Annotated in this window: 13 protein-coding genes and 1 tRNA gene; 1 reads left to right on the top strand and 13 read right to left on the bottom strand. The window is 64.4% G+C overall.

Annotated elements, in window-relative coordinates:
* The 12 genes from ACQ4MS_RS04980 to ACQ4MS_RS04925 all read right to left on the bottom strand — a co-directional run bounded on the left by ACQ4MS_RS04980 (window position 1) and on the right by ACQ4MS_RS04925 (window position 12,222).
* A complete protein-coding gene (locus ACQ4MS_RS04980; RefSeq protein ID WP_431098123.1) occupies window positions 1-579 on the bottom strand; it encodes a hypothetical protein in 579 nt (192 codons plus the stop codon).
* Window positions 572-835 (bottom strand): acyl carrier protein, encoded by a 264-nt coding sequence (locus ACQ4MS_RS04975; protein ID WP_431098122.1) that lies wholly within the window; start codon window positions 833-835, stop codon window positions 572-574. Before ACQ4MS_RS04975 ends, ACQ4MS_RS04980 begins: the two co-directional genes overlap by 8 nt.
* 22 nt (window positions 836-857) lie before the next feature.
* Entirely contained in the window at window positions 858-1,130 is a 273-nt protein-coding gene (locus ACQ4MS_RS04970; protein WP_431098121.1) for a phosphopantetheine-binding protein, read from the bottom strand.
* On the bottom strand, window positions 1,105-1,896 hold the full coding sequence (locus tag ACQ4MS_RS04965; RefSeq protein ID WP_431098120.1) for a lysophospholipid acyltransferase family protein: 792 nt from the start codon (window positions 1,894-1,896) through the stop codon (window positions 1,105-1,107). The genes ACQ4MS_RS04970 and ACQ4MS_RS04965 overlap by 26 nt, the downstream gene beginning before the upstream one ends.
* Complete coding sequence (locus ACQ4MS_RS04960; RefSeq protein WP_431098119.1) at window positions 1,889-2,677, bottom strand: beta-ketoacyl synthase chain length factor; 789 nt, start codon at window positions 2,675-2,677, stop codon at window positions 1,889-1,891. Before ACQ4MS_RS04960 ends, ACQ4MS_RS04965 begins: the two co-directional genes overlap by 8 nt.
* A gap of 426 nt (window positions 2,678-3,103) precedes the next feature.
* Window positions 3,104-3,178 (bottom strand) — tRNA-Arg (locus tag ACQ4MS_RS04955).
* A 50-nt stretch (window positions 3,179-3,228) separates the two neighbouring features.
* Window positions 3,229-7,224, bottom strand: a complete 3,996-nt coding sequence (locus ACQ4MS_RS04950) for a translocation/assembly module TamB domain-containing protein (RefSeq protein ID WP_431098118.1) — start codon at window positions 7,222-7,224, stop codon at window positions 3,229-3,231.
* A complete protein-coding gene (locus ACQ4MS_RS04945; protein ID WP_431098116.1) occupies window positions 7,224-9,245 on the bottom strand; it encodes an autotransporter assembly complex protein TamA in 2,022 nt (673 codons plus the stop codon). Before ACQ4MS_RS04945 ends, ACQ4MS_RS04950 begins: the two co-directional genes overlap by 1 nt.
* Before the next feature lie 61 nt (window positions 9,246-9,306).
* Window positions 9,307-10,521, bottom strand: a complete 1,215-nt coding sequence (locus tag ACQ4MS_RS04940; protein ID WP_431098113.1) for a vWA domain-containing protein — start codon at window positions 10,519-10,521, stop codon at window positions 9,307-9,309.
* Window positions 10,522-10,546: 25 nt separating this feature from the next.
* Window positions 10,547-11,134, bottom strand: coding sequence for a GNAT family N-acetyltransferase (locus tag ACQ4MS_RS04935; protein ID WP_431098112.1), 588 nt, complete (start codon window positions 11,132-11,134; stop codon window positions 10,547-10,549).
* Window positions 11,135-11,136: 2 nt separating this feature from the next.
* Window positions 11,137-11,364, bottom strand: coding sequence for a hypothetical protein (locus tag ACQ4MS_RS04930; protein ID WP_431098110.1), 228 nt, complete (start codon window positions 11,362-11,364; stop codon window positions 11,137-11,139).
* A gap of 15 nt (window positions 11,365-11,379) precedes the next feature.
* A complete protein-coding gene (locus tag ACQ4MS_RS04925; protein ID WP_431098108.1) occupies window positions 11,380-12,222 on the bottom strand; it encodes an AAA family ATPase in 843 nt (280 codons plus the stop codon).
* 132 nt (window positions 12,223-12,354) lie between these two features.
* Between ACQ4MS_RS04925 and ACQ4MS_RS04920 the strand changes: the two genes are divergently transcribed.
* On the top strand, window positions 12,355-13,017 hold the full coding sequence (locus tag ACQ4MS_RS04920) for a c-type cytochrome (RefSeq protein WP_431098105.1): 663 nt from the start codon (window positions 12,355-12,357) through the stop codon (window positions 13,015-13,017).
* A 99-nt stretch (window positions 13,018-13,116) separates the two neighbouring features.
* Here the strand turns inward: ACQ4MS_RS04920 and ACQ4MS_RS04915 are convergent, their stop codons facing one another.
* Window positions 13,117-13,551: a DUF1841 family protein gene (locus ACQ4MS_RS04915; protein WP_431098103.1), complete on the bottom strand. Its 435-nt coding sequence runs from the start codon at window positions 13,549-13,551 to the stop codon at window positions 13,117-13,119.
* Window positions 13,552-13,720 lie beyond the last annotated feature (169 nt).

Raw genomic sequence — 13,720 nt, 5'->3', positions numbered from 1 at the left:
TTAGCTCCGCACAGTATTTGCCAGGGCGATGCGGGCCCGCACACGGCGGCGAACCAACCACTCTGCGGCCATCAGCACGCCGATGAGACAGTAGGAAAGCAGGCCGTTGTACAGCGTCCAGACCGCGTCGCTGGCCCAGAGCGCCGTGGCAAAGGCTGCGGCGCCGTTGAAGATGAAAAACAGGCACCACACCTGGGTCACGCGGCGGGTGTAAGCCACGGCTTCAGGCGGTAGATCGGGTTCGCGCAAACGCGCGAAACGCTCTATGGCGCTGGGCGGATAGGCCAGGCTGGCAGCAAACAGCGCGAGCAGCACGGCGCTGACGACCACCGGGTAGAGCTTGAGCGGCATCCATGCATTGCCGGCCCAGCTGAAGACGGCCAACAGCAGGGCGCCGGCGGCAAAGCCCCAGGTGACGGCCGTGCGATTCACCGCCACGCGCATTAGCGCCAGGCCCAGCAACAGCAGGGCCAGCCAGCGCGGCTCGAGCCGGCCCAGGCTGAGGTAGACGATCAGTGGGTAGGCTAGCGTGACAAGCGTCAGCAGCACGCCGACGACCGGCCACTTCCATTTAGGCATCGGCCGCCTCGTGCCCCGACGTCAGCCGGTGCAGGGCGTCGACGACGTCGCTCACAGTGCGCACCATCTTGAAGGCTTCGGGCTGCAGTTTTTGTCCCACCAGCGGCTTGAGCTGCACCATGAGGTCGACCGCGTCAATGCTGTCGATGTCCAGGTCGTCGCGCAGCCGCGCTTCAGGCACGATGCGCTCGGCTTCGATGCCGAAGGTCTCCACAAGAATGGTCACGATGCGCTGGAATATTTCGTTTTTGGTCATGATGGCGTCCTTGCAAATGAATTCAACGCGTGCGCTGCGAGCCGACGAAGGCCGCCAGCGCCTGCACGCTGGAAAAGTAGTTACGCGTCTCTTCGGAATCGGCCGAGACGCTGACGCCGTAGCGCCGCTGCAGGGCCAGCCCCAGTTCAAGGGCGTCGATGGAGTCCAGCCCCAGGCCCTTGACGAACAGCGGCTCGGCGGCATTGATGTCATCGGGCGTCAGGTCCTCCAGGGCCAGGGCGCTGATGATCAGCTCCTTGATCTCGCCCTCAAGCGTTTGCGTGTCGTGGGTCACTGCGTGTCTCCGTGGTGAAATAGTCGGCCAGGTGTTCGGTCAGGCGGCGCGCGGCCAAGGCTTCGTTGCCGCAGCTATCCACGAGGGAAGCGATGGGCACGTCGTCGCGCACCTCGATGCGGAAGTGCGGGCGGCGCGCCGGGATCCGCCACCACGGTACGCCCTTGGCGAGCATGGAGGGGCTGCACTGGATCAGCACCGGCGTCACGTCCACTTTTCCCCGCACTGCCACGTTGGAGGCGCCGCGCTGGAGTTTGCCGGGCGCGCCGTTGATTGGCGTGCGCGTGCCTTCGGGAAAGATGATCAGGTTATTGCCCGCCCGCAGCGAGGCCACGCTGTCTTCAACCATCGCCGGGCCGCCGTTGTTGCAGATAAAGCCCGCGGCCAGCACCGGTCCGCGCGTGAAGGGATTGGCCGCCAGTGCAGCCTTGACCACGCAGTCGGCCCGGGCGGTGAACGAGATCAGGAAGACCACGTCGATCAGCGACGGGTGGTTGGCCAGAACCAGCAGGCCCTGGCGATCGAGTTTTTCGAGGCCGTGCGTCTCATAGCTGAAGATACCCAGACCGTGCATCAGGCCCACGAAGGCGCGAAAGGACTGGTGGATGACCCAGCGCGCCGAAACCGACAGGCGCCGAGGGTCGCGGATGAACAGCGACAGCGCCGGAAACACCACGATCCACAGCAGCAGGCCGCCCAGCCCGAAGCAGGTAAAACTCAGCGCGGTCGCGAAAAGACGCCAGGCGTAGTTCAGGCGCCTAAGCATGCGCGCTCCAGGTCCAGCGCGCGCCGGTCCTGTCATGGCGCACCAGCGCCTGGGGTGCTGCGGTTTCCTGGGGGGCGATGGCCTGGAGCACCTGGCGCAGCACGGCCAGGCCGGCGGGCCAGGTTGCAGAGTCGGGATTCGTGATGCTGCCGGGTTCGCCCGCGGAGAGTTCCAGGCTCAGCACCGGTGAATCACCACGGTCTGCATGTCCTGGGTGCGCCACGCGCCAGGCCCAGGCGTACTCGCAGGCGGCCTCGTCTTCAAATCCAGCGTAGCTGGCGGGTAAGGGGGCTTCGTAGTACACCACCAGCACCTCGGGTGCGCCGTCGGCCAGCAATGCCGCCGCTTCAGCCAGTGCTGCTGCGACGGTGGCGCGACCTGCGGCAACGACCACAGTGTTGCCAGTGTGACCCTGCGCAATGGAATACAGGGCCGAGACGGCGTTATGTACGGAAAGGCCAAACCCTGCGGGCGACAGCGGTTCGTTTCGGACCAGGTCACCCAAAAGAGACAGGGAGCGGGCGGCATCGCCATACCGCGAGGCAAACACCATCGGTGTAGCGTCAGCAGGATGGCACCAATACGCTACCTGACAGGCCAGGCGGCCCAGGCGATCCACGCGGCGGCGCATCATGGCGGGCATTTCGGCCAGCGCAGGCACGGTTTCTACGGTTGGGCCCGGGAGTTGTGGGAAACCATCCGCCCACTTCAGCCAGTCATCGCGGTGGATGAGGCCGTCGGCATAGGCTGACCACTCAAGAATGATGAATTCGAACTGCAAAACTGACTCGTTGGTTGATGACCTCAATAACCTGATCGGGCCGATCACAAACCATTTCACCGTGCAGCGGGCCCCCCTTTGGCCCTGGGGAAGCAGGGCCATCTTGTTTTCTGGTTGATTTTACATGTGGTTCGAGACGAAACCGTGGTTTACAGCCCCTGCAAACCCTCACGGGGATAAAAGCGGGTTAAGGTGTATCTCCCACTCCACAAAATGGCGATTTCACGGGTTGCGTGCCGGGGGCTCCGGACCCTCTGCGTTGTTACAGGGGACATCAGGTCTGGCAGCCGCGCGAGCCTCTGGACGGGCGGGCTGGCAGGTGGAATCGGCGCACCGCGGGTGGTGCATCTTCAAGCCGTAATCATGAAGATTTCGGCCTGTAGCCCTTGTCTGTACGGCGCGAGAAGCTATAAAAATAATAGCAATTGGTACCACCAACAGGAATCGAACCTGTATCTAGCGCTTAGGAGGCACTCGTTCTATCCATTGAACTATGGCGGCGTTTTCCGGTGGAAAGCCCCGGATTGTATTCGGTGGCGGTGGCAGGTGTTTCAGTCATAGGGCACCGTGAAGATCAAATCAACCGCACTTTGTTGCCCGGCTTGGGCGCGCACCGTGAAGCGTTGCGACAGGTCGTAAAACACATAAAGCGTGCCCAGGGCGCCTGAGATCGTGCGTTCGTAGGCGGCGTAAAAATTACGTGAAAACCGCTTGCCCAAGGTGAGGGCGCTTTCGGTTGTGCTCCCGTCGGTGTTGCTGGAGGCACCGCGGTAGGACAGCTCGTCCAGTCCCAGCGAGGCGGCCAGGCCGCCCGACATGCCGCCCCCCTTGCTGCCCAACAGCGCCAGGGCTGCTTGCTGCAGCAACGCGGCTTCGGCGCCACCCGAGGCCGAGGACCTCCCCACCACCAGCCAGGAGAGTTTTTCGGCGTCAGGCAGTTCGGGCTGGGCGTAGAGGCGCACGCGGGGCAGCAGGGCGGTGCCGGTGATCTGCACGCCGACGCGCTGGGTGAGGTTGGGGCGTATCGCCAGGATGTCCAGCGTGGGGTTGTCGAGGGCGCCGGTGAAACGCAGCATGCCTTGTTCCACATCCAGGCGCTGGCCGTAGGCGCGGTACTGGCCGCCTGCCGTGTTGATGGTGCCGTTGAGCTTTGGGTCGCGCAGGGTGTCGCCGCTCAGGGCCAGCGTGCCGCGCACGCGGGTGTCGATTCCCTTGCCCTGGATACGGAAGTCGCGGCCCAAGTCCAGCTCCACGGCCAGTTTGACGGGGCGGGCGTCGCGGTCAGCGGTTTCGCTGCTGGTTTGCGCCGGCGCTTTCTGGCCGGCTGCCGCGCCGCGCGTGCTGCGCACTACTACGTCGTCGCCGAGCTGCGGTGTGCCCTCATCGGGCAGGATGATGCGGGCCTGGTCGACCACCAGCTTGCCGGTGAGTTCGCTCTGCTGGCCCTTGAGGCCGGCCTGCACCTCACCGGAGACCGTGAGCTGGCGGTCGGTGCGTATGCTGGCGCGCAGACGTTCGAGTCTGGCGTTGAGCTGCACCTGGGGTTTGCCTTCGACCCAGCCGGCCTCGCCTTGGGCCGTGAGGAGGCCGCCCGTGCCTTTGTCGCCGGCGCCCTGCAGCGTGAACTCGTTGATGCGCATGCGGGTGCCGTCGAGTTTGGCACGCAGCCGGCCGTTGCCGAACTCAATACCGTCGACTACCGAGCGCAGGGCCAGGTCGTCGGCCTGCAGGTCGCCGGCCAGTTGCGGCGCGGCGCGTGTGCCGCTGATGGCGACGTCGGCGCCCAGCGAGCCGCGCAGCCGCCAGCCCGGCGGCGCGAGCACCGACCACACGCCTATGCGCGGCAGCTGCGCGCGCAGCTGGCCGGCCAGGGGCGCGTCGGCGGGCCAGAGCCAGCCGCCACCGGCTGTGGCGGGCGCGCGCGCCAGGCGTGTGCGCAACTGGCCGTCGGCGGTGCCCGCGCGTTCGCTGTCCCAGCGCAGCATCAGCGTGACGGCCTCGCCTTCGCTTAACAGCGAGAGCCGCGCTTCCTTGACGCCGGCCGCCACACGCGCCGAGCTGCCTTGCGCGGTTTCGGCCTGCACGGTGATGTCGCCGCTGCTGCGTGCCAGGCTGGCCTTGAGGCGCAGGGTGTCGCCCAGCGTGGCGTCCCACTCGCCGTCCAGCAGCAGGGTACCGCCCAGGCCTGCGCCGGCCATTTGCGGGCCGGCGAAGAGTTCTATCCAGGCCAGGGGCAGGCCGCTGAGCTTGCCGGCGGTGACGAGCTCGCGGCCCGGCCGCCAGCGCACGGGCTGCCATGCCAGTGTGGCTTGTGAGGGTGTGGCTGTGCCTGAAGCGCCTGAAGCAGGCGCGGCCAGCAGCGCTTCACCGGCGCCGCTTTCAAACATGCCGCCGTTGCGTGAGGGCGTCCATTTGAGCGGCACGGCATTGCGGGTTTTGAGCTGCCAGGCGCCTGTGCCGAGTGCGGGGTCTTGCACGCTGAGGCTGAGCTGCTGGAGCAAGCCTTGCCAGGGCGATTCGGCCAGCGGCGTGTGGCGCGCCGCGGCGCCGCGCCCGCCTTGGGCCGCGAGTTGCAGTGTGTAGCGACGCGCGCCGGCCTCGACGCGGCCCTGGGTGTTGAGCTGGGCCTGGCTCAGGCGGCCCGAGAGTGTGGCTTGGAAGGCGCGGACCTTGACCAGCCCGGCATCTGGCGTGGCGCTTGTCGTTGTGGTGGTTGTTGTGGTGGTGGTTGTTGTTGTTGTTGTTGTTGTTGTTGCGGCGGTGGGCGCTGGCGCCGCCATACGCCAGTCCAGCGAGGGCAGGTCCAGCCGCGCCTGCAGGGCTGGGTCCTGCCAGCCGCCTTGCCAGTTGGCCTGCAGCTCGGTGCTGCCGGCAGCCGATGCGGACTTGAGCGCATTGGGCATGCCGGGCAGCTTCTGCAGCCAGCGCAGGGCTTGGGCCATGTCGCGGCCGCGCAGGCTGATGTCGCCCTTGCCGCTGCTGGGGCGCAACTCGCCCTGCACTTGTGCATCGAGTCCGGGCGCGGTGAGCACCAGCTTGCCTTTGCCGCCTTGCGCAGCGGGCTGGGCTTCGAGCTGGCCGCTCAGTTCGGCATCGTCGCTGCGCACGCGCAGGGCCGAGAGTTGCAGGGTGCCGCCTGCCTGTTCGGCGTTCCAGCTGCCGGTGGCGCTGGCGTCGCGCAGGCGCAGCGCGCCCAGGGGGTTGTTCCTGGCGTTGGCCACGTCGTTGCGCGCGGCCTGCAGGTTCGCGTCAAACGCAATCGCCGCGCCCTGGCTGTGGGCCTGGGCCTTGCCGTCCAGCGGCAGCGGCGCGAGCTGGCTGTGCAGCAGGGCGGGGTTGACGTGTTGCAGGCTGGCTTGCAGTTTCCAGGCCGGTGTACTGGACGCGGTGGCACCGGCGGGCGCATCGGCCCATCCGCCGCTGGCCAGCAGCTCGCCGCCGCCCAGCCTGGCCTTGAGCGTGCGCACCAGGGCTGCGCCGCCGCGCCATTCGCCCTGCCCCTCGAGCCGCTCCAGCGGGAGTTTGCGCTGGTCCCAGGGGCCGGGCTGGGCATTGGCGAGCTGCAACTGCAGCAGCCATGCGGAAGTGGAGGACGCGGGGGTGCTGTCGGCCGGCCGCACGCCGGCGCTGCCGGTCAGCTGGGTGAAGGGGCCTTCGGGCCAGAAGGCGGCGACATCGAGGTCACGGAAGCTGGCATCGGCTTGCGGCAGCGGCTGTGGGGCCCAAGGCATGACGCGGGCTGTGGCGCTGGCTTGCGGTTGCGGCTGGCCTTTGCGTGCCGGCGTTTGCATCTGCAAATCAGCCTTGACGAGCAGCTCGGCCAGCGGGCCTTTGGCCGTGGCTTTGAAGGCTAGCGGCACGGGGGCCTTGCCGCCTGGAAGGGGCGCATCGAGCGCGCCGTTGAGGCTGGCATCGAGTTGCAGTGCACCGCTTGAAGACAGTGATGCCTTGCCGCTGTAGCGGCCTTGCGCGAATTGTGCGCTGAGCAATTCAAGCTGGTGCGACAGGCCGTTGAAGGCGTAGTGGCCTGTGATGCCCGAGGCGGAAAATGCCGCGCCGCCGGTCCACTGCAGCCGGCCCACGGAAAAACCTTCGAGCAGCACCGGCAGCGGCAGGCCCAGCGCCGAGGGCGGCACGGAGGGCGTGGTGGAAGGCGGGCGCTGGTCGTCGACCTGCACGCCGGCGGCGGCCAGGCGGTTCACCTTGAGCGTGCCGTGCAGCAGCGACCACGGCTGCCAGGCCAGGGTGAGGTCACGCACGTCCACACGCAGGCCGTCCTGCTGCCAGACCAGTTGCTCAACACGCCCGCCTTCGCGCAAGGAGCCCGTGACACGTTCGGCACTCAAGGGCTGCGAGCGGGCGATCCAGGCGAGTGCGGTGGCCAGCGAGCCGTCGGTGCCGGCCCACCACCAGGCGCCGCCTGTGGCGGTGACGGCGAGCGCGGCGACAGCGGCCGCGGCCCAGGCAGTGGCGCGCAGCCAGCGGCGCGGTGGGCGGGGCGGTGCGGCTGCTGGTGTGGAATTGCTGGGTTGGGCGGGCGTGTCCATCAGAAAACAAATCCCACGCTGACGTGCAGGCGGAACTGCTTGGGCTTGACGCCGTAGGCCAGGTCGATCTGCAGCGGGCCTATGGGGCTTCGCCAACGCACACCGGTGCCCAGGCCGACGGAGGGTTTCATGTCCTTGGGGTTGTCGGCCACAGCGCCGGCGTCGATGAAGAAGGTGTTCTCCCACTCGCTGGGCCGACCGTCTTTCATCATGGGGCGCTGGTATTCGACGCTGCCGACGGCCACGTAGCGGCCGGGGCCGATGACGCCATTGCCGAGCTGGATGCCGATATCGCGATAGCCGTAGCCGCGCACCGTGGTATCGCCGCCGGTGCGAAACAGCTGTGTGCTTGGAATGCGGGCCGAATCCCTGGCCAGCACGGCGCCGCCTTCGGCGCGCATGGCGATGCGGCCTCGCTCCAGCGGCAGGATACCCAGCCAGCGCCCCACGGTGCGGGCAAAGGGTTGGCGGTCCTGGCCCAGCGTGCTGCCGCCGCCCAGCTCAAAGCCCAGGCCGTAGCCTTTGCCGGGAAACGGCAGGCTGTCGAAATAGCGTCCCGTCCAGACATAGTTGGCCGTGAGTGCAGAGCCGTCACCGGTGTCAGCGGCGGAGTTGCCGAGCAGGCCGGCGCCGCTTACCCGCGCCCGGTCGTATTGCAGGTAGATGTTGCGGTCTATCTTCTCGCCGGCCTGTGTGCGGCCAACGCGCAGGCGTTCGCCGCGTGTGATGAGTTCATCGTCGTCAACGCGTTCGGTGCGTGCCAAGGCCACCCAGCGCCAGCTGGCTTCGTCGGGAATGGAAGTCCATTCGGTCTGCGCGAACGGAGATTTCTTTTCGAGCTGCAGCTTGGTGACGGCGCGCCAGTTGGTGCCCGGCACGCGCTGATGCGTGTGTTCCACCGATGCTCGCGGTCCGCTGTCAGTGGTCACGCCCACGCCCAGGATGACCTTTTGCAGTTTGGCCTCGCGCACTTGTACCTGTACTGGCGCTGCTTGCGGATCACTTTCGGGGTCGACAAAGATATAGGCCGAATCGAAATAACCGCTGGATGCCAGCCTCTGTTGCGCTTCGGTCAGCTGTTTCTGGTCGTACACGGCGCCGGCATTCAGGCGTGCCAGGCGCGGCACCAATACGGGGTCGTAGCGCTCGACTCCTGTAACTTGCATGGGACCCAGGCGATAGAGTGGGCCTGAGTCGAGCTTGAGGCTGAGGGCTGCGCTGTGTTCAGGTGCATCCACATCGGCCAGGCTGCCAGCCAGTCTGCCGGCCGGGTAGCGTCGGGCTACCAGGTCGCGCAAGGCCTGGGTTTTGGCGCCATCCCAGGCGTCCTGTGTGAAGCGCTGGCCTATGGGCAAACGCCAGTCACGCTGGATTTCCGAGCGTTGGGACTGGGCATCCCGGTCCGGCGATTCGGCGATATCGCCTGCAAAGTCGATGGTGACTGCGCCGATCCTTGTAACCTGGCCCGGCTCCACCGCCACCACAATGGTCGGCCGCTGGCCCGATCCCACGGTGGAGTCGCCTTCTCGTGTGATGGCGATGGTCGGGCTGAAGTAGCCCAGTGTGCCGACCAGGTTGCGCACGTTGCGCTCAGCCAGGACGATCAGGCGGGCCAGCTCGGCCTCGTCCAGGTCGGTCACGGCGCGGTAGCGCTGTAATTCGATGTGTTTCTCCAGCAGCTCCTGGACGTCTTTCGGTGCGCGCACCGCGATGTCAAAAGCCGAGGCTTCAGGCTGGGCACTGGTGGGGCCGGTAGCGCCCCGCGGTGTGGGCTCAGGCGTGACTTTCTGCGGCGGCGGAGGCGGGGCAGGCGCGGTTTGTGTGACGCCGGACGGTGGTGTCGCCATGCCGCGCCCCGTGCTGGGGGCAGGCTGTGCAGGCGCAGGCGTTTGCGCGGCGGCCAGGGACGCCAGAAAAATCGCAAGGAAGGCAAAAGCAGGGATGAAGCCGGCGCTGGTCGCCAGTCCTGTCGGGGTGGCCGTCCGTGCGCAGCAGGTACTGTGGGTGCTGGGATGGGTCACGGGGGCAGTTTACTTGAGCGTCCCAGTGCCCTCATGTAGGAGACGAGCGCTTGGAGCGCTCTTATTTGGACAGCATTCGCATGGCCTCTTCAAGACCTTTGATGGTCAGGGGGTACATACGCTGGTTCACCAGCTGCTGGATCACACTGATGCTCTGGCGGTATTGCCAGACACCTTGCGGCTCGGGGTTGATCCAGGCGAACTTGGGAAAGGCGTTGGTCAGGCGCTGCATCCATTCGGCGCCGGCTTCTTCGTTGTTGTATTCCACGCTGCCGCCGGGCTGCAGAATTTCGTAGGGGCTCATGGTCGCGTCGCCGACGAAGATGAGTTTGTAGTCCTTGTTGTACTTGCGGATGATGTCCCAGGTCGGGAACTTCTCGCTGAAGCGGCGGCGGTTGTTCTTCCACATGAAGTCGTAGACGCAGTTGTGGAAGTAGTAAAACTCCAGGTGCTTGAACTCGGCCTTCACGGCTGAGAACATTTCCTCGACACGGTGGATGTGCTCGTCCATGGTGCCTCCCACGTCCATCAGCAGCAGCACCTTCACGTTGTTATGGCGCTCGGGCACCATCTTGATGTCCAGCCAGCCGGCGTTGGCCGCGGTGGAGCGTATGGTGTCGTCGAGATCCAGTTCCTCGACATTGCCCTGGCGCGCGAACTTGCGCAGGCGGCGCAGTGCGACCTTGATGTTGCGCGTGCCGAGTTCCTGGGTGTCGTCGTAATCCTTGTAGGCGCGCTGGTCCCAGACCTTCACGGCGCTCTTGTTGCGGCTTTTTTCCTGGCCTATGCGTATGCCCTGGGGATTGAAGCCGTTGGCGCCGAAGGGCGAGGTGCCGCCCGTTCCTATCCATTTGCTGCCGCCTTCGTGGCGTTCCTTCTGTTCCTCAAAACGCTTCTTGAGCGTTTCCATGAGCTCGTCCCAGCCCATTTTTTCGATTTTGGCTTTTTCTTCGGGGCTGAGTTCAAGCTCCAGGTTTTTGCGCAGCCATTCGAGCGGGATGTCTTTCGTGAAGTCGGCCAGCATCTCCACACCCTTGAAGTAGGCGGCAAAGGCGCGGTCGAACTTGTCGTAGTTCTTTTCGTCTTTCACCAGCACCGTGCGGCTGAGGTAATAGAAGTCGTCGATCTTCCATGCGCCTTCGCCTTCCTGGGCGTCCGGCTTGTCGCTGTTGGGGCCGACGACGCCTGCCTGCAGTGCCTCAAGCAGCATCAGGTATTCCTTGACGGAAACCGGCAGCTTGGCCGAGCGCAGGGTGTAGAAAAAATCGATCAGCATGGAGTACTCCTCGGCGCGGGACGCTTCAGGCTCGGGGTTTGTCCAGTAAGTACAGCAGCTGAGCCTTGACTTCGGGCCATTCGCCGTCAGCCAGGCTGTACATCACCGTGTCGCGTATCGTGCCGTCCCGGCGCAGCGCATGACCGCGCAGCACACCGTCCTTGCGGGCGCCCAGGCGTTCGATGGCGCGCTGCGAGGCGTGGTTGAAGTTGTCGGTGCGCCAGCCCACGATGTTGCAGCCCAGCGTGTCGAAAGCATGCGTAAGCATCAGCAGCTTGCAGGTGGTATTGACATGGGTGCGCTGGCAGCGCGCGGCGTACCAGGTGTAGCCGATCTCGACGCGCTTGAGGTTGGGCACGATATCGTGATAACTCGTAGAGCCCAGCACTTCGCCGGTAGCGGCGTCGGTGACCGCAAAAGCCAGGCGGTTGGCAGTGGCCAGCGCGGTCTCGATGTAGCTGCGGGTTTCATGGGGCTCGGGCACGGAGGTGACGCGCAGTTTCCAGAGCTCACCGTCGGCGGCTGCGGCCTTCAGTCCTGCTTCGTGCGCCAGCGCCAGCGGGACGAGGCGCACGCCTCGCGCTTCCAGTGTCACGGGGTCGACAAACGCCATGCTCAGTTTCCCCCTCCGGTCTTTTGCCGGTTCCTCCAGCGTCTGGCCAGTTGCAAGCCCAAGCCGCCGCCCAGGCCCACCAGCACGATGCCGGCAATGGCGCCGTTGCCATAGCCGGCTTCAAAAATATCGAAACCGAGCAGGTGACCAGCCCAAAAGCCGAGCAGCGCGCCGCCCATAAAACCGATTGCGTCGGACAGGCCTTCGACCAGCATGGATTTTTGACTCATATTTTTGTCTCGTGTTCAGCGATTGTTGCGCTGCATGAAAACCAGCTTTTCGAACAGGGTCACGTCCTGCTCGTTCTTGAGCAGTGCACCTACCAGCGGCGGCACGGCGACCTTGTCGTCCTTGCTTTGCAGTGCGTCAAGCGGAATGTCTTCAGCGACCAGCAGCTTGAGCCAGTCCAGCAGCTCGCTGGTCGAGGGCTTTTTCTTGAGGCCGGGCAGGTTGCGCACGTCGTAGAAAGTTTTCATGGCCGCGGTCAGCAGCTCTTTCTTGAGGCCTGGGAAGTGGACGTCGACGATCTGCTTCATGGTGTCGGCGTCGGGGAACTTGATGTAGTGGAAAAAGCAGCGACGCAGAAACGCGTCGGGCAACTCTTTTTCATTGTTGGACGTGATGAACACCAGCGGTCTGTGCTTGGCTTTGATGAGTTCGCGTGTTTCGTACACATAGAACTCCATCCGGTCGATTTCGCGCAGCAGGTCGTTCGGGAATTCGATGTCGGCCTTGTCGATCTCGTCGATCAACAGCGCCACCGGCTGGTCGGCAGTGAAGGCCTGCCAGAGGACGCCCTTGACGATGTAGTTATGGATGTCCTTGACCTTCTCGTCCCCGAGTTGCGAGTCACGCAGGCGGGAAACTGCATCATATTCATACAGGCCCTGCTGGGCCTTGGTGGTCGATTTGATGTGCCATTGCAACAGTGGCAGGTTCAGCGCCTGAGCCACTTCCTCAGCCAGCATGGTCTTGCCGGTACCCGGCTCGCCCTTGACCAGCAGTGGCTTTTTCAGTGCGGCCGAGGCGTTCACGGCGAGCATCAGGTCCTGCGTGGCGACGTAGTTCTTGGATCCTTGAAATTTCATGGTCTGGCGTTAAGGTAAGCGGGTTTGAGGGCGACTGCCCTTGTTTGAAAGCAGCCGGTGCCTTGGGGCAACAGGCCCAGATATAATCCGGGGTTGTTTATAAGATGATTCCCACCTGATTGTGCGCGCAAAATGAATAAGCTGTTCACCACGATATTCGCCGTAACTGTCTCTTGCGTGACGGTTGCAAGCCTTGCCCAGGAGATCAAGGGCGATGCCAAAGCAGGCGAAACCAAGAATGCCATGTGCATTGGTTGCCACGGTATCAAGGGTTACCAGGCATCCTTCCCGGAGGTCTACAAGGTCCCGATGATCTCAGGCCAAAGCGCCAAATACATCGTCGCCGCTCTCAATGAATACAAAAAAGGCGAACGCAAGCATCCCACCATGCGCGCTATTGCCGATTCGTTGACGGATCAGGACATGGCTGACCTGGCCGCGCATTACAGTGCTGATGGCACGGTAGCTGCGGCCCAGCCGGTCAAGGCCGTCAAGGAGCCGAGTGCCGAAGTCAAGGCCCTTCTCAACAAGGCCAATTGCGCGTCTTGCCACGGTGCTACGTTCAGCAACCCGATTGACCCCAGCTATCCCAAGCTGGGCGGCCAACATGCCGACTACCTTTTTGTGGCGCTCAAAGCCTACAAGGTCGACAACAACCCCAAGGTCGGCCGCAGCAACGCCATCATGTCCGGCATGGCCAAGCAGTACACCAATCCCGAGCTGAAGTTGCTGGCTAATTACCTGGCGTCAGTAGACGGCGACCTGAAGACCATCCCGCAAAAGAAATTCCGCTGATCCGGAATTTCCCGCACACAAAAAAGCCGCTGTTCCAGCGGCTTTTTTTATGGCCCGGTTTTCCCGCGCTCACCTGCAGGCAGGCGGTTTCTTGGGGGCTTAATCTTTTGTTGCCCTGCGCTGTACGCAATCTATATAGGCGGCCCCGTCGGGCGGGCGCCCGGCCCGTTGGCTTTCCCACACCATCTGCCCCAGGCAGTCCATGGTTTCGTGGTGTGCGTCGTGCAGGGAATCCCGCCTGGCTGTCAGCAGTTCCACGGCCTGACGGATGCCGCGTGGCTGGTCGATGGAACACTGCTCGCTGATCGACAGGTGCATGGACAGGTGCAAGAACGGATTGGTCTTGCCGGCTTCCACGTCGTACATTTTTTCCAGCGCACCGTCCGCGTCGGCAAAGTCCGCGTGGTATTCGGGATGCTCTTCGATCCACTGGCTTGCTATTGTTTCGATAGCTTCCATCGGTTGACCGCTGCGGGCCTTGGCATATACAGAGCAGAAAAACCGACGTACGTCGGCTTGCGAGGGCGTGAACATGGGCAAAGGTTATCACGCATGCCTTTTCCGCCTTCGGCGTGGTGATTTGCCTTTCAGCCCTTGAGCCACGGGGCTCACCGGTGCCGTCCTACAGACAGCTTTTACCGCGCTGCCTACATTACGAGGCACGGTGGCGCAGTTCCGGGGCCGTCCACTTCACAACGATTCA

The organism is Polaromonas aquatica, from assembly GCF_050626995.1.
In the GTDB taxonomy this organism is placed as follows: domain Bacteria; phylum Pseudomonadota; class Gammaproteobacteria; order Burkholderiales; family Burkholderiaceae_C; genus Polaromonas; species Polaromonas aquatica_A.
This window is presented reverse-complemented; position numbering and strand designations above follow the sequence as displayed.